19 protein-coding genes are annotated in these 15,238 nt (G+C 36.0%); 15 read left to right on the top strand and 4 right to left on the bottom strand.

Translation table 11 applies throughout. The features are described from left to right. The 9 genes from BLR86_RS04025 to BLR86_RS03985 all read left to right on the top strand — a co-directional run bounded on the left by BLR86_RS04025 (position 1) and on the right by BLR86_RS03985 (position 7,907). Positions 1 to 1,638 (top strand): polysaccharide deacetylase family protein, encoded by a 1,638-nt coding sequence (locus BLR86_RS04025; protein ID WP_090758548.1) that lies wholly within the window; start codon positions 1 to 3, stop codon positions 1,636 to 1,638. An 85-nt stretch (positions 1,639 to 1,723) separates the two neighbouring features. After that, a complete protein-coding gene (locus BLR86_RS04020; protein ID WP_090758546.1) occupies positions 1,724 to 2,857 on the top strand; it encodes an acyltransferase family protein in 1,134 nt (377 codons plus the stop codon). 490 nt (positions 2,858 to 3,347) lie between these two features. Then, positions 3,348 to 3,905, top strand: coding sequence for a hypothetical protein (locus tag BLR86_RS04015; protein WP_090758544.1), 558 nt, complete (start codon positions 3,348 to 3,350; stop codon positions 3,903 to 3,905). 85 nt (positions 3,906 to 3,990) lie between these two features. Next, on the top strand, positions 3,991 to 4,503 hold the full coding sequence (locus BLR86_RS04010; RefSeq protein WP_090758542.1) for a hypothetical protein: 513 nt from the start codon (positions 3,991 to 3,993) through the stop codon (positions 4,501 to 4,503). A gap of 57 nt (positions 4,504 to 4,560) precedes the next feature. Then, a complete protein-coding gene (locus tag BLR86_RS04005) occupies positions 4,561 to 4,971 on the top strand; it encodes a phage holin family protein (RefSeq protein ID WP_090758540.1) in 411 nt (136 codons plus the stop codon). Then, positions 4,971 to 5,801 carry an N-acetylmuramoyl-L-alanine amidase gene (locus tag BLR86_RS04000; protein ID WP_090758538.1) on the top strand — a complete coding sequence of 277 codons (831 nt, stop codon included), beginning with the start codon at positions 4,971 to 4,973 and terminating at the stop codon, positions 5,799 to 5,801. Before BLR86_RS04005 ends, BLR86_RS04000 begins: the two co-directional genes overlap by 1 nt. Before the next feature lie 130 nt (positions 5,802 to 5,931). Further along, entirely contained in the window at positions 5,932 to 6,708 is a 777-nt protein-coding gene (locus BLR86_RS03995; RefSeq protein ID WP_090758536.1) for a hypothetical protein, read from the top strand. A gap of 19 nt (positions 6,709 to 6,727) precedes the next feature. Then, positions 6,728 to 7,342, top strand: a complete 615-nt coding sequence (locus tag BLR86_RS03990; RefSeq protein ID WP_090758534.1) for a hypothetical protein — start codon at positions 6,728 to 6,730, stop codon at positions 7,340 to 7,342. Continuing rightward, positions 7,329 to 7,907, top strand: coding sequence for a hypothetical protein (locus BLR86_RS03985; RefSeq protein WP_090758532.1), 579 nt, complete (start codon positions 7,329 to 7,331; stop codon positions 7,905 to 7,907). The genes BLR86_RS03990 and BLR86_RS03985 overlap by 14 nt, the downstream gene beginning before the upstream one ends. A 26-nt stretch (positions 7,908 to 7,933) precedes the next feature. Here BLR86_RS03985 and BLR86_RS03980 read toward each other — a convergent pair whose 3' ends face one another. The 4 genes from BLR86_RS03980 to BLR86_RS03965 form a co-directional block, all read right to left on the bottom strand. After that, positions 7,934 to 8,197 carry a hypothetical protein gene (locus tag BLR86_RS03980; RefSeq protein WP_090758530.1) on the bottom strand — a complete coding sequence of 88 codons (264 nt, stop codon included), beginning with the start codon at positions 8,195 to 8,197 and terminating at the stop codon, positions 7,934 to 7,936. A gap of 101 nt (positions 8,198 to 8,298) precedes the next feature. Continuing rightward, positions 8,299 to 8,553: a hypothetical protein gene (locus tag BLR86_RS03975; protein ID WP_090758528.1), complete on the bottom strand. Its 255-nt coding sequence runs from the start codon at positions 8,551 to 8,553 to the stop codon at positions 8,299 to 8,301. Between the two features lie 2 nt (positions 8,554 to 8,555). Continuing rightward, positions 8,556 to 9,164 carry a hypothetical protein gene (locus tag BLR86_RS03970; RefSeq protein WP_090758527.1) on the bottom strand — a complete coding sequence of 203 codons (609 nt, stop codon included), beginning with the start codon at positions 9,162 to 9,164 and terminating at the stop codon, positions 8,556 to 8,558. Between the two features lie 275 nt (positions 9,165 to 9,439). Further along, positions 9,440 to 9,631, bottom strand: a complete 192-nt coding sequence (locus BLR86_RS03965) for a helix-turn-helix transcriptional regulator (RefSeq protein WP_090758525.1) — start codon at positions 9,629 to 9,631, stop codon at positions 9,440 to 9,442. A 157-nt stretch (positions 9,632 to 9,788) separates the two neighbouring features. Between BLR86_RS03965 and BLR86_RS03960 the strand changes: the two genes are divergently transcribed. The 6 genes from BLR86_RS03960 to comGB all read left to right on the top strand — a co-directional run bounded on the left by BLR86_RS03960 (position 9,789) and on the right by comGB (position 15,221). Then, the gene (locus BLR86_RS03960; protein WP_090758523.1) at positions 9,789 to 10,064 is read left to right on the top strand and encodes a hypothetical protein; all 276 of its coding nucleotides are present in this window, start codon (positions 9,789 to 9,791) and stop codon (positions 10,062 to 10,064) included. Between the two features lie 117 nt (positions 10,065 to 10,181). Then, a complete protein-coding gene (locus tag BLR86_RS03955; protein WP_090758521.1) occupies positions 10,182 to 10,523 on the top strand; it encodes a hypothetical protein in 342 nt (113 codons plus the stop codon). 13 nt (positions 10,524 to 10,536) lie between these two features. Further along, positions 10,537 to 10,800 (top strand): hypothetical protein, encoded by a 264-nt coding sequence (locus tag BLR86_RS03950; protein WP_090758519.1) that lies wholly within the window; start codon positions 10,537 to 10,539, stop codon positions 10,798 to 10,800. Continuing rightward, entirely contained in the window at positions 10,782 to 13,445 is a 2,664-nt protein-coding gene (locus BLR86_RS03945) for an ATP-binding protein (protein ID WP_090758517.1), read from the top strand. The genes BLR86_RS03950 and BLR86_RS03945 overlap by 19 nt, the downstream gene beginning before the upstream one ends. A gap of 83 nt (positions 13,446 to 13,528) precedes the next feature. Continuing rightward, the gene (locus tag BLR86_RS03940) at positions 13,529 to 14,203 is read left to right on the top strand and encodes an ATPase, T2SS/T4P/T4SS family (protein WP_302847206.1); all 675 of its coding nucleotides are present in this window, start codon (positions 13,529 to 13,531) and stop codon (positions 14,201 to 14,203) included. Continuing rightward, positions 14,190 to 15,221: a competence type IV pilus assembly protein ComGB gene (comGB, locus tag BLR86_RS03935; RefSeq protein ID WP_090758515.1), complete on the top strand. Its 1,032-nt coding sequence runs from the start codon at positions 14,190 to 14,192 to the stop codon at positions 15,219 to 15,221. The genes BLR86_RS03940 and comGB overlap by 14 nt, the downstream gene beginning before the upstream one ends. Positions 15,222 to 15,238 lie beyond the last annotated feature (17 nt).

Raw genomic sequence — 15,238 nt, 5'->3', positions numbered from 1 at the left:
ATGACGTACTCTAAAAAAACGTGGGCAACAGGAGATATTATTACGGCTCCAGAACTTAATAGAATGGAAAATGGCATTAACGCGCATGAAAGTGAAAAAGCTAATCTTGTAAAAGTGCTTGAGACGAATTTACCAACGTTGCCAGCTGGTGATATTGCCTATACAACAGATACAAGAAAGTATTTTATTGGTACAGATTTAGGTAATAAAGAATTGGTGTTGGCGGACGTTATAGGGCAACTGTCAAACCTTGTAACACAAGACAGGTCTAATATAGTAAATGCCATCAATGAAGTTAAAATGTTCGAAGGTAGCGGTGGAGGAACCGCTACATCACTATCAAAAGAAGCCTTTTCAAACGGCAAAACCTCATTTTCTCATGCACCAAAAACACCAAAAGCATATATGACCATTATTGATGATGATGCCCATAATGCTGTTATGACAAAGTTAAAATCTTTGGTAGTGTCTAAGGGAGTTCCCATATCTTTGGCTGTACCTGTAAACCCCATGTGGGGTGGTAGTACCATGACAAGAGATGAAGTTTTACAGATGCAAAGTTTAGGTTGCGAGATTATGTCACATACCTACACTCATCCATTATTATCCTCTTTAAGCGAGAAGGATTTGGAAAGAGAATTAGGTGAGGCTAAGAAAGCTTTAATTGAAAAAGGGTATGATATTAAAAATATTGTCTATCCATCAGGAAATAGTAATGACTTGGTTAGAAAAATAGCGAGCAAATATTATAATAGTGGGTACAATACGTTAGGTGGAATAGTTACCACTCCATTAAAGTCTATGACAGTAAATAGAGTAGTTTTTGGTCCTTTTAGTAACAAGAGTAACGACACGTATGAGTATTATAAGGGGACAATTGATGAGGCAATCTCTAAAAATGGATGGGTTGTTTTTAATACTCATTGTTATCATGTTGAACATACAGACACACATCAACAATGGTTATCTGATTTAATTGATTACGCTAAAGCTAACAATGTGTCGATTGTTAATGCTCAAGAGGGTTATGACGTATTCGGTAACTTACTAGAAGTTGAAACAAAATTAACTATTACAAAAAGTGGTGAAATTACTGGGGATAGATTTATTTCCACTGTTTTTGATAATTTGATTGCGAATGATGCCCCAGTAACATCATATGCAAAGAGAACCGTAACGTATAGTGATTTTGGAGGTACGACTGGCGGACTGTCAGAGTGGGGAGTTCTTGTAACCTATAGGCATACAGATGACAACAACTATACAAAAAGTTATCAGCAAGTATTCGGGAATACAGGAAAGGTGTATAGTAGACGAACTGTATCTGGAACAGACCCAACATGGGGTTCTTTTACTGGTTCTGGTTCAGATATACCTACCTACACATATCCAATGGCCGGAGATTCTATTCCAGCAAATTCATTCAAGGATATTCAAATTACCCATCCTAATGCCGGTCAATTAGATGTAAAAGATGCAATAATTGCCATGCCATCAGGTGGATTAGAAAACGGATTAATCTTTAATACTCATTTATGGGGTAATAAAGTTATAATTTTGAGAATCCATAACTTCACTGCAAGTCCTATAAGTACGGCAACAAAAAACTGGTATATTCATGTTGTGAAAGCAAAATAAATAAAAAGTAAGGGAATATGTTACAATAATTCCTTAAAACGTTTATAATTTTCTTATTAAAGAACGATATAAACGGAGGGATTCGATGAATAAGAGGCTTGTAGAATTAGATTCTTTGAGAGGACTAGCTGCGTTGTCTGTAATGATAGGTCATTTTATGAATATAACACCTATAAACCCCACTTTCCTAGTCTATACCCCTTTAAGGATTTTGTGGGGTGGTCATGAAGCTGTAATTTTATTTTTCATCTTGAGTGGGTTTGTATTATCGCTACCGTTTTATAAAGGTGTTTCCTTTGATTATACTTCATACGTAATAAAAAGGATTTTTCGAATTTATGTGCCTTACTTAGTGGCGATGCTAGCAGCGGTTATTATTAGCTTGTTAATCCACAAAAAAGATTTAAGTGGACTTAGCCAATGGATAGATTCTTATTGGTCGTATCCATTATCATTCGGAAATGTGATACAACATGTCCTGTTGATATTTGATTTTGAAACTAGGCAGTTAAATCCTGTAATATGGTCACTTGTTCAAGAGATGAGAATATCGCTCCTCTTTCCAATCATTATGTATTTTGTTATTAAGTTAAAGTGGAAAACATGTATGGGAATTGCGGCTGGTTTGTCAATAGTCAGTTTAAGTAACCGATGGGTTCATTTTAATGAATCTATTGGTTACTTCACCAGCTACTTTGATACATTACATTATATTTCAATGTTCATTTTCGGCGCATTATTAGCAAAAAATGTTGATTTAATAAAAAAACTTTACAGTAACCTATCCTTTTCAAAAAAAGTAATATTTGGTTTAACTGGAATGGCTTTATACAGTGTTCTTCCAATCGTTGAATCCGTTGCTCCGTTTTTCGGTAATTATGTGTTAAGCGATTGGCTTATTTCAGGTGGGGTTATTACTTTCATAGTAATGGCGATTGGATCCGCAAGAATATCAACAGTTCTCAAAAAGAGACTTTTTACATTATGCGGAGAATTATCTTATAGTATCTACCTTTACCATTTGATAATTTTAATAGCTTTGACAAATTTATTTTATGGTAGGTTAAATATTTTTCTAATATATCTCCTTACCTTGCTTGGGACATTTTGCATTTCTTTTCTATCTTGGAAATACATCGAAAAGCCTTCTATGAATATAGGGAAAAGGTTAAGTAAAATCTTAGAGAAAAGAAATGCAACGTACAAACGTTCAGCATAATGTTGAAGAACTATCAAAAAGCTTCTGCCTAATCGCAGAGGCTTTTAATGAACAATTGGAAAAAAAGATGACGATAACCTTATCTAAAAGAAAACTCTTTAAATAGAACAAAATGTTCTTGATTAGGAACGAAACTTAATATTAAATCCAATTAAGGATTTAATGTTGGGTGGGAATTAGATGGAGAAAATAGAGAGAACAAACAAATTTTTTAAAGGGCTCTTATGGGGAATCATCATTTCAGTTCCTATTTGGATTTTGGTTTTGTACATGATATATAGAATATTTTAAGCCCAACAAAGGGCTTTTTATTTTGTCATAGTTGGTTAAAAGATGACATAACCGTTATACAGCTAACGAATCTCATTACCCCTGCAACAATACTAGGACTATTCGACGCTTGGCATGAAGAGGGATTGATTTTACAAATATTTCAAAAGGTATTCTCCCTTTTTTGGCGAATTATCGTTAAGGAGAAGAGGTGTTGTATATGGATACAGTAAAACAATTGAGATTAACTTATATTAATCATGGACTTAGAGAGTCTAATAAAAGATTGAAAGAAGCCTTAAACGGTTCTAACCCTAACAGTCTACCTATAACGACTACTTTGAGCGAGGTAATATTCTGGCTGAATGTCGCTGATGAGTGGCACTTTAAAAATAGGAATACTAATGGCTCATACACAAAATTAAGGAAAAAGGAAATAGGAGGACAATGTCTATTAGGTTTAAGACATGCTTTTAACTCGTTAAAACATGAAATGTCTTTTATTAAACTAATTCGGGCAGCAGAAGGTAAACCTTTGTTTGAAGGTAGCGATTTTTTTGTTGAAGACTACTCCAAAGAAATCATTTGGTTAAAAGCTAAAGGAATGATTGATAAAAGGAAAAAGGATGATAAATTAAATATAAGAAATTATAGAAAATATTTAGAAGGAAAAAATGTTCTAAAAACTATAGAAGAAGCAACAAGATTTTTATATGAACGTTTCACGGAAACTAAGACCGAACATTACCAAAATAATAAATTTACAGTATCTAGCTAACGAAAGTCTTTAGCGGGATAGAAAGGAAATAGAAGTCCCCTTATAGAACTTGTAAAATAATAAATTCTACAAGGGGGAACCCCAAATGTCAGAACTTAAGTATGAACAAAAGATGAGGTTGAAATTCAACCATTATGCAAGTGGAAAAGCATACAAAAGACTTGAGAAGGCAATAGAAGAAGCTAATGATCATGAGATTTATTCTGGAATTGGAGAGCTTCTTCTTTGGGTTATGACTACTCATGAATGGCACATAGAACACGGTTTACCGGATTATCTTAATAGGACCGGAGAGGATGAAAAGGGAGTTCTTTTGTTTGGGCTTAAACACGCCTATAATTCAATGAAACATAATATGAAACTATTTGTGATTCATAATAAAACTGGATTCAATTTTAATAGCATAGACTTTAATAATTTGGACTTTAGTCTTTATGCGGTCAGGTGGATTAATGCACCTAATCTATTGGATGGGGGATATCCGAACCAACAAAGGAATTATGTCCGCTATCTAGAAGGTAAGGATGTTTTGGAAACATTTAATGATGCACTACAATTTTTAAATAATGAAATGCAAACGTTGTTCTTCAAAAGTTAAAAATTTTTAGAGAGTCCTAATCAGGGCTCTTTTTATTTTGAACAAGGACGGTGTGAGATGGAAAAGCAACACGGATTAAGTATAGTGGTAGGGGTTTTTGGCGGTATTTGGTCGGCAATGGTTGGTAGTTTTGGATTAGCAGTATCAGTTTTGTTGATTGTTATGCTTGCAGATTATGTGACAGGTTTGCTATGCGCAATCGTAAATAAGGAATTAAACAGCGCGAAAGGGACCAGAGGCTTTATCAAAAAGCTAATTGTCCTTATTTTAATTGGTCTGTTGTATCTAATTGAACTTTCTTTGAATGGAACGGCAACAGGCGGTGAAGGTGCTGCGTGGGCTTATATCGCTATTGAATTTATTAGTATTACTGAAAATGCCGGAAAAATCGGAGTACCACTTGGGCCTTTAGGAAATATCATTGCGATATTAAAGGAAAAAGTAAATGGTAAAGGAGAGGATAAGTAATGGTTAAAGTTTATTGGGACAAAGGTCATGGCGGTACAGATCCTGGTGCTGTAGGTAATGGGTTGCAGGAAAAAGTATTAACAAGAAAAATAGTTGAGTACGCTATGGCTTTTCTTGATGCGCATTATATCGTAGAGCAAAGATGTAGCCGAAGCGGTGATGAATCCAAAACTCTCAAACAACGGACAGACGATGCAAACTCATGGGGAGCAAATCTCCTTGTGAGCGTTCATATTAATTCAGCCGCTAGCGCATCAGCAAATGGTTTTGAAAGTCATATTTATCCTAACGCAGGTGTAGCTACTGTCTCATTTCAAAATATGCTACATGCGGAAATTATGCAGGTAATGAGAGCGTTCGGAGTGACAAATGACCGCGGTAAAAAGCAATCCAATTTTCATATGCTTCGAGAGAGTAAAATGGTTGCTTGCTTAACAGAAAATTTGTTTATCGTAAATGCATATGATGCAAACCGACTAAAACAAGAAGAGTTTTTAAAAGCTGTCGGTGAAGCTCATGCACGATGTGTGTTGAAGTTTTTAGGATTAGCTGGTAAGCCTGTTCCTCAACCTGTACCAACACCACAGTCAGTACCTCAACCAGCTAATGCAACTAGACGCGTGAAAATTATCGATGTTAGTTCAGCAGCTATCTTAATGGACAAGCCCGACAGAATTAATGGCGCGAATATCGGTACTATCCCTAAGGGAGCGATTGTAGATATGGTCGTGCCTGTAGCTGGTTTTAATAACGGTAACACTGGTTACTACAAGGTAGTCTATAACGGTAAGACCGGATACATTAACGCTAAGTTCGGCCAAGAGGTATAATAAAACAAGCCCTTACTCGAATTTGAGTAGGGGCTTTTCTAAGAAAATTTACATACAAAATAACTTACCCCTATATTAACTTTACGATATAATTACATAATAATGTAAAATTAATAAAGGGGGTAAAAAAATGTCATCGTTTACAATGTATAAGCTTAACACAGCTGAGCAACTTGATTTATTTTTAAATCCGTCAGGCAAATTGAATTTGGACGAAGTTAGTAGATCAATGAACGAAAAAGTTGCTACAATAGGAAATGACGGGAGAATAAGTGGAGAAGGCTTTATAAAACCGATCATTACAAATAGAAATGGTATTTCAGTTTTAGAGGCTTACGGAACCGACCTTGTTAATCTAGGTAATTATTTTGATACAAAATTTCATGATGAGACTGTAACAACCACAGAAACGCAGTATACTTTTTATTCTAAAACACGTATTATCATAACAGAGGATAGTGATTTAATCTTAAAGTTTGACAACAGTACTGAAGAGAAGGCAAAAGGGAAAGTTAAAGCTTTAGTTGAAGGCCTGGGATTTGAAACACAACTTTTCAAATTAGACGATTCGTTACTAAGAAGAATACAAAATGATGACACTCTGACATGGTCAGCGGCTAAATTAGATAGGATAGACAAAGATGGCGATAAGACAACTAAAGTATCATATGAAATTGATCTAGCAAACGATGTCCATCCATCTGAAGTCGATGATGCCTATAGAAACTACGGTAAGATGTCGCATCTCAAGTTTGAAATACCTTATGAAACAGCTGGATCAACTACTAACGTTACTGTAAGTTTATATAACAATGGACATAGGGTCTTTTTTGAGGAGCAAGAGTTAGGTATTTCAAATGTTCATGATTTTATTATATACTTAATGAATAAACTATATTCAATATGACAAGAGGGAGGTGTTAATCATGAATTTCACACTGTTAAAAATTGAAAATTCGAGTAAATTAAAATCATTATCAAAAAACAAGATAAATTTCTTCAAAAAAGATGAAGAGATATCTTTGTTTCATTTTAATAAGTTAGATAACGATTTATTTCATGCGGTTTTTAATATTAGTGATGAGTATTTGGTTAGCACTAAAAAGTTGGGAAACCAACACAATTTTATCTACTCTTCGTTAATTAATTTCTTTTTCTTTTTGGATAATAATTTTGCAATTATTGAATTCATTAATAATGAATATCAAAATGATGTGCTCACGGATATAAAAACAAGAACAAAAACCTCAATAAATATACATAAATTAGATAATGAATTACTTTTAAAAATATTCCATAGCTTGGGCGGAACAATTAAAAAATTGTATTATTCAAATGATGAAGATGAATACTTCGAGTTGGATTATGTAAAAGAGGATTTGCTTAACAAAATTGCTAATAACAACACTATTGATAGCTTCACTGTACTTTTTGAGGGTCAGTATGCAAGTGTATCTAGTCAGGGAAGGATTTCTGTAGACAATAGTAATCAAGAATATCTGGTAAATTTCATTAAGAGGTTATTGAATGCGATTAATTAATATTGTAGTTGGATTATTCCTAATACTTATAGGTGCTCTTTTAGGAGATGGATATAAAAATCCCTTATTTCTATATTGGTTATTAAGTCTTGCAGTGTTAACATTATTTGCGGATTTTTTGCTAAATACTCTTCAGGGATTAAATGCAGACCTTGAGATTTATAAAAACAAGATAACAACATTAACGATCCTTAAAGGAAATGGCGGTAACCCAGTTCAGGTGGCGATACTTCCTAAAAATAAAGTGATTCTTAACCAGGAACAGCAAATAGATATTTATGCTACATATTCTATTCCTATTACACATATTCCAGATTTAAAGCTCATCACAGAATCAGATTGGAAAGTGTTAATTTTCAACCAAAATCAAGTGTCTAGAAAATATGCTGGTAAATATGAATATATACTTAATAATGCTTATGTAACAAAAATAGATGATGTCTTTTATAAATACAGTTTCTTCGTTAAAATTAACAATTTAGGAATGCATAAATTTAGCATTCAAATAGAAGATGGTTCTTTAAAAGGTGAAATTTCCAATTCAATAATGGTTTATACAGGTTAGCCCTTCTCAATCGAGAGGGGCTTTAATTATTTATCGTGATAATGTGCAAAACCATCACTTTGATTTACTAACTCTCTTTCTTTTGATTCTTCCTTTAAAGCTAGATTCAACTTAACCAGCGCCATTTCTTTTGCAGCTTCTGGTGTACTCCCATAACAATTCCAAACTGTTGTTTCTCCGTTACAAGCCATTGCGTTGTATGTATCCCCAAAATCCCAAACATTAAATTTAATTTTCCCTCTACGATAATACCAAAACCAATTCCAGGTCTCGCTAATCCACCATGGCATGATTACCACTCCTCTCAACTACAATTTCGACATAATCCTAGAAGCACCTATTATGATATTTGGATATTTAGTGTCAAAATAAAAAGCCCTCAATTAAGGGCTTAAAAAGGTAAATAATCATTTGCAATATCATCAATCTTTTTTCTTTCTGCTTTTTCTAAATCCTTTACCAGCTGCGTGATGTCATCTCCGTTACAAAGTACTTTTTCTAATGCTGCACGGTAGGACAATTCTTTCTTGATTTGCTTCCAAAAATCTAAAGCGATTTTCTCGGATTTCTGACCTTTTAGCCGAAATTCTCCTTTTTGATATGTTCGACTACTAGCTGCGTAATGTATTTCAATAATTACGTTCATAATTACCTTCCTTGAATTACGATAATAATGGCCAGAACAGACCATGCCGCGCCAAGAATTCTATGTTTATTTTCGAGTTTTGACCAAAATACTGGCGTCATAATGTAAGGTATAAATAGCCAACCAAGTACTTTTAATAGGTTTTTCTTTTTCGCTGGATCCATTGGTTGTTTGGACTTTGAGATTATCGGAGCACTAAAAACGCTACGTAAAAACAATTCATAGTATTGTCCGTCCATTTTTACTAATGATTCTTGGCCATCGGCAAAATATATACCAACGAGCATTTCTTTTGTTGATACTTCTTTTGTGGTTGATTTATTTTTAGCTTTTGATGTAGTGACACCAGCTGCAGCACCGACAAGCGTACCTACAGGTCCAAATACGGATCCGACTACCGCCCCAACTGCGCCTTTTGTTCCAGCTCCTACCATGCTCTTTTTAGTATTTCCTGTCGTGTAGCTAGTGATGCTGCTATCTTCATTTATGATTTCATATCGTTCAACAGACTCTTTGTTTATTTGATTATCCCCAATAAACATTCTACCTTTTTTCAGCTTAATCCTTTGCCCCTCATTCGCCCCAGCAACGGCTAAATTAATTGCACCCATAGGTCGCGCCCCCTTTAAGTATCTATTTTAAATAATACTTCTATATTTGTATGATTTCACCACTATTTTTTAAACATATTTGTGTACACTGTATGAAACATCACCGATTAATATTACATTTGCTTTACAGTTTATTAAGTACAGGCATTAATTGAGAGAGGGGCGCATATGCTTTTAGCGTAAGCGAAGACACGCTCAAAGCTTCCTTAGGCCCTTTGCATGCCTACATAAAAATAACCCTTTTAAGCCCTCCGGTCATTGCTAGAGGGCTTTTTTTATTCTTCATGCCAGATATCTTCGATAGTTTTACCTAAAGTTTTTGCAATCCTCAAAGCCAGGGGTAAAGATGGCAGGCTCTTTTCTTTTTTCAGTGAGCTGATGGTTGTCATACTTACCCCTACTTTTTCGCTTAACCACTTTTGTGACCTGCCCTGTTCCTTCATGATTTCCTTCAATCTACTTTTCAAGTTAAAGACTCCTTAAAATATTTTCTAAGTGGACTTGCATTATTTTTAAAATGCCCAGTATACATTTAACAGGTTACTAATTAATTCGCAATTACTTAGTAAAAGTCCTGCCAGTTATTAATTAGTTAATACTTACTTAATAGGGAGGTAGTACCTAATGGGGATAAAAAGGGTGCCTGTTTGTCTTAACGATGAATATCCAGAACAAGAAGAGCTTTACGAATTTATCACTAGGTTGCCAAACGGAAAGAAGAGGAATTCAAGTGGGTTTTTAAAAATGCTTGCTGATCGTGAATATCAAAAAGAAAGGGAAAAGTACCTCACGGAAAAAGCTGAATTTGAAAAAATAAAAAAGGCGCAAAGCGCGCCTCGTGTGAAAGTGATTAAAGCAAACGGAGGAATAAAGTATTTACCTAGCCAAAACGTTAACTAAAATGCCAATAGCAACTCCAGCTGCAGCGCCGATTAAAAAGAACATAGTATCAGCTCCTTAGGATTTGTTTTTATTAGTATGTCCGAGACAAAAAAGAATTATTCAGGAGGGATTGAATTGGCACGTACACAAACGATGGATTTCAGGTCATTTGTCCGAAATGAAAAGAATGAATTAGATATCACGACTTTTAAAATCGTAAGTCTCGGCGCTAGTATGTTTGCGGTAATGGTACCGAGAACGGCTTTTGCGGCAACAGCTAATGGCGTCTTTGGGGGCTTGTGGCCGACCGTTTTAAATATTGTCGACTGGATTTGTGTAGGTGTATTTGTATTTGCGGGTGTGGCCTGGATGTTTGGCCATCGAACAAAAGCGTTGGAGCTTATCATTGGCGGTGTAGCTGGCTATATCTTAGCTCGCCATGCTATTGATATCCAGCAGTGGCTTTCAAAACTATAAGGAGGGGATAACAATGTCATTATTAGATAAATGGAATGCATTAGGGGATAAAGTGGTTGGTGCAGAGGTGGAGCTAATACTAAAGCCGATTGGTCGTACATTAAAAGATGCTGCCATTTATGTAGGTCATGTTTTAACTGATTATATGCCCGAGATTGGTGCTGGTATTGTAGTTGTCTGTGCAGTAGGAATTATGTTTACCGGCAACGTACCCAAATGGTTAGCGAGGATGGCCATTGGATTGGGGGTTGCGATTATATGGCTGGTAAACGCATAAAATCACTTAAGCTATCCGAGTATTTTTCCTATCAGAAAAACAAGATGGTTACTTATAAAATTATTCCTCATTTATCCGTATCAAATAATCAAAACTATAAAATGTGGCGTATGATGCACAAAATGTATGAGGTATATGAGTCTATGCCTGTCAGAATAACAAGAAATGGATTCAATTTCACCTTAAGGGAAAAGGATACAATTTGGTACGATGTGGTTTTTAGACAAAATAAAGGTAAACGGTCCATTGAATTTTATGTAAGCACCAGTGAAATGTGGGCAAAGAAATTTCGTGAAATTATCGAAAACTACATGAAAGTAACAATTGAAGAAGTAGATCAAGCTGCTATGGCTATTCCTGAAGGATACGTGAACATACGTGAAATGCAGTTAGCAAGGCATGATATTTTTAGCTTGAATGTAAATGCGACTGAACAGACCTCGCCAGTGGGATCCATCATGAGCGCCATGAACGATATATCGGATGATGGAGACTTTGCCAGGCTTTCCATTTGTGCGGAAGCATTTAATCGGAAGCAGTGGCTAAAAAATGCAACTTGGGCACATGAAAAGCTAAACAAGGGGCAAATACCTCAACGTGCCAAAATAACGGTCGGCAAAGTCGGTAAAGTGTTGAAAGTCGGGTTAATCGCTTTTGTGAATGAAATATACGATTTATTAAATGACACGCTTAACGCTATCTCCAATACCTTTTTTAAAAGTGAAAAAACGTTTGAGAAGAAAAAAGTAATTGATAAAAAATCAGCATTATCTGATGAAATAAACGCGACTAAAATATCAGGTAAATCAACAGATAAAATCAATCAACCTGTTTGGCGCACTCACATACGTGTAGCGGCTCAAACAAAAGAGGCCTTGAGATCAGAGTTAATCATTAATACGATTACAGGTGCATTTTCGGAAATTGCCGGTAACAATGAATTGGTACCAGTTAAAATACGCTTTAAACAGCGCCGAGAAGAAATAATAAAGGAATTGAATACTCTAAGCCTATCTACAAAAACAAAAGCTAATGCTGACGTATCCATGCTGTCCTGTGACGAGATAGCAAAGGTAAGTATTCAATTGCCTACAGCGGCAGTTCAGCAACGCTTTGAAAACGAATTAACTGTAAATAAGAAGGTGGAAACTGAATTATCCTCTATATTTATACACAAAGAAGCAAGGGAGTTTGTGGATATTGATGGAATTCAGATTAGTATCGGCAGTAGCAACATAAAAATGCAAGAAAAACCATTAAAAAGGAAGAGTGTAAAAAGCAACGGCATCTTTATAGGTCACGCAGAATTAAAAGGTAAAGAGTACCCAATTGGAATCCCTCTAAGCAATCCAGAGGAGACTTATAAGGGCTATGTGGCAATGGGCGGAATGGGAAGCGGCAAAGATACCTTTATTCAAAATTTCGTAACCGAGGCGTCGCTCAATCACAATATCGGCTTTGTGGTCATTGACCAGGTAAACAAAGAGGGGTTACAAGGTATGGCCAATGGGATTCGTGATAGCCTTCCCCCTGAAAAGATTATCGATATCGACTTATCAGATGAAAACTATCTGCCTCCGTTAGATCTTACCGAGGTGATGGAAAAGATAGGACGTAAAGGAGCTGACCGTTTTGCCAATGAGCTCATAGACTTTTTCGGCGATGTTGAATCAATGGGCCAAAGCCGGAAACTATTACGAGTTTTTGCCCAGGCATCGAATGGCAGCTTATACAATATTAAACGGTTAATAGAGGAAGAGGCTTTTCGAGAAGAAACGGCTAAAAGGTTAAGAAATGAGGGTAAATCAAGGATTGCAGAAGAGATTGAGAAATACTTAAGCACCTATGAACTAGTGGAAAAGAAAAACAACAAAGGTGAAATCACATCATCTGAAATGAAATGTACGAGAGATGGACAGAAAGCATTAGACGGGAAGGCTAGTGCTATCCTAAATCGTTTGGATGAATTTATGGGCGACTCTACTCTTTTCGAAATCTTTGCCCAGCCACCTAAAAAGGAAATGAACCTGGAGCAATGGTTAAAAGAGGGGAAGGTAATTATCTTTAGGGTTCCAGACAGAATATTATCGACTGTAGCGGTACGGACTATCGTCCACTGGATAACCTTAAAAGTGTTAATGACAAGAATGTTAATGACCGTAGATGACCAAGGAAATGGGGCGTTTATCGTTTTCAATGAGCCACAGACATATTTATCTGAAAATCCCGGTCTCGCTAAGTTGTTAGCAAGAATTGCAACCCAGGGAAGAAAAGAAAGGTTGGGTAGTATCTTTGCTTGCCATCATATTGGCCAGATAAAAGAGATTTCAGAGGACCTGATTTCAGGCGGAGTGAATTGGCTGTTGTTTAAAAACGATAATGAAAATACTTTTAAAAAGCTGGAGGCACAACTATCCCCCGTATCAATAGAAGAAGCATTAAACATTCCTAACACTAAAACGACTAGGCACGCCATATGCATACTTAATTTCGGTGGAGAGCGCAAGCCAGCGTTTATGGTCAGGATGCTTAAACCTTCTTATGAACGGTACCAACCCTTTGACAATTCATTTATTACAAAACGGCATTCCAGATTATTTGGTCGTCATTTTGAAGAGGTTGAAAGGATACTCGAGTCAGCTTAAGGGATAAAAAAATTCAGATGAATGGATGAAATGATCCGTCATGAGGTGTTAAGCTTTGGGAAAATCAAAACAAACCCTTATGTATCAAGGGTTTGAGAGGTAGTGTTTATATGACGTTAGCCACCGGATCAGGTAAAACGACCACTTTATATTCCCTTTTAAATGAAACCGCCCATCTTTTTCATCGAAATGTTATCACACTTGAAGACCCCATCGAAAAAAACTACGACTCTGTTTTGCAAATACAAGTGAATGAAAAAGCAGGTGTAACCTATGCTGCCGGTTTAAAGGCAATTCTTCGCCATGACCCAGACATTATTATGGTTGGTGAAATACGTGACGCAGAAACCGCCAAAATAGCCGTGCGGGCTGCCTTAACAGGGCATTTAGTGCTTTCGACGATGCATACAAGGGATGCGAAAGGGGCAGTTTATCGACTTCATGAATTTGGAGTCAACTGGCTGGAAGTAGAACAAACGCTTATTGCAGTTACCGCACAGCGATTGGTGGAGCTTGCATGCCCATTTTGTGAAGGTGAGTGTTCGCCTTTCTGCTATTCCTATGGAAGATGGAAAAGAGCGAGTGTCTTTGAGCTGTTATCAGGGAGAAACCTAAATGCTGCGATGAAGGAAGCTAAAGGAGAAGATATTATCTCACGTTACAGGACAGTAAAGGAAGTTATTAACAAAGGAATTGCTCTTGGTTATATTCAAGAGTCGGAATATGACCGCCTGGTGTATGACCATGAAGCACCGTAATTGGTCTATCAATGAACAAGCAAAGCTTTTAAAGCAAATAGGTGAGTTGCTCGCACGCGGATATCCCATTGCTGAAGCAATTGAATCCATCTCTTTGCACTTGTCTACCAATCGAAAGGAGGAGTTGTATGATTGTTTGATTGAATTAAGAAATGGAATTGCCTTTCATGATGTTTTAGGTAATCTTGGCTTTCACAAGGACTTAATTGGTTACGTCTACTTTGCTGAACAGCATGGAAGCTTTGCCGAGGCACTCTTAGAAGGCAGCAGTCTGGCTATGGTAAAGGAAAATGATAGGAAAAAGCTTATAAAACTATTACAATATCCATCCTTGCTAATTTTTATTACGGGTATGCTATTTTTGTTTGTCCAAAAATCATTGCTGCCCAAATTTACAAGCCTCTTCCAATCTATGGGATTAGAAGCAAATTTTTTTATGAAAGTCCTTTATACCTTTGACGTGTACTTTCCCTTTATGGTGGGAGGGTTATTAATTTTCTTGGGATTAGGTGCACTCTATTATGTCTTTGGATTTAGAAAAAATTCCGTCCTGCAGCAAAGGTCACAGCTTGTCCGAATTCCGATTTTAGGAAGAATCTTTAAATTGTTGTTTACTCATTATTTTTCTATACAATTAAGTTTTCTTTTAGCTGGAGGTATTTCAGTGCTTGAAGCACTGCTAATCTTTGAGAAGAATCACAGACAACCATTTTATAGCCAATTGGGGGTGGAAATAAAGAAAAAACTTTTAACGGGTGAAAAATTAGAGTCAATCTTGGATTCCTTTCCATTCTTTGAAAAGGAATTCGCCATGATCATTAAACATGGGCAAGAAAATGGAAAACTGGAACAAGAATTACTTTTCTTTAGCCAGCACTGCGTAGTGAATATGGAAGAACAAATCGAAAAATATATAAAAATGATACAGCCGGTTCTCTATCTTTTTATTGGATTTCTAGTTGTCTCAATGTACTTAGCTATATTGTTACCAATGTTTAACTTATTAGATGGAATTTAAAAATTAGGAGGAATTAT

Origin of the sequence: Bacillus sp. OK048 (assembly GCF_900103525.1) — a bacterium.
GTDB lineage: Bacteria > Bacillota > Bacilli > Bacillales > Cytobacillaceae > Neobacillus.
This window is presented reverse-complemented; position numbering and strand designations above follow the sequence as displayed.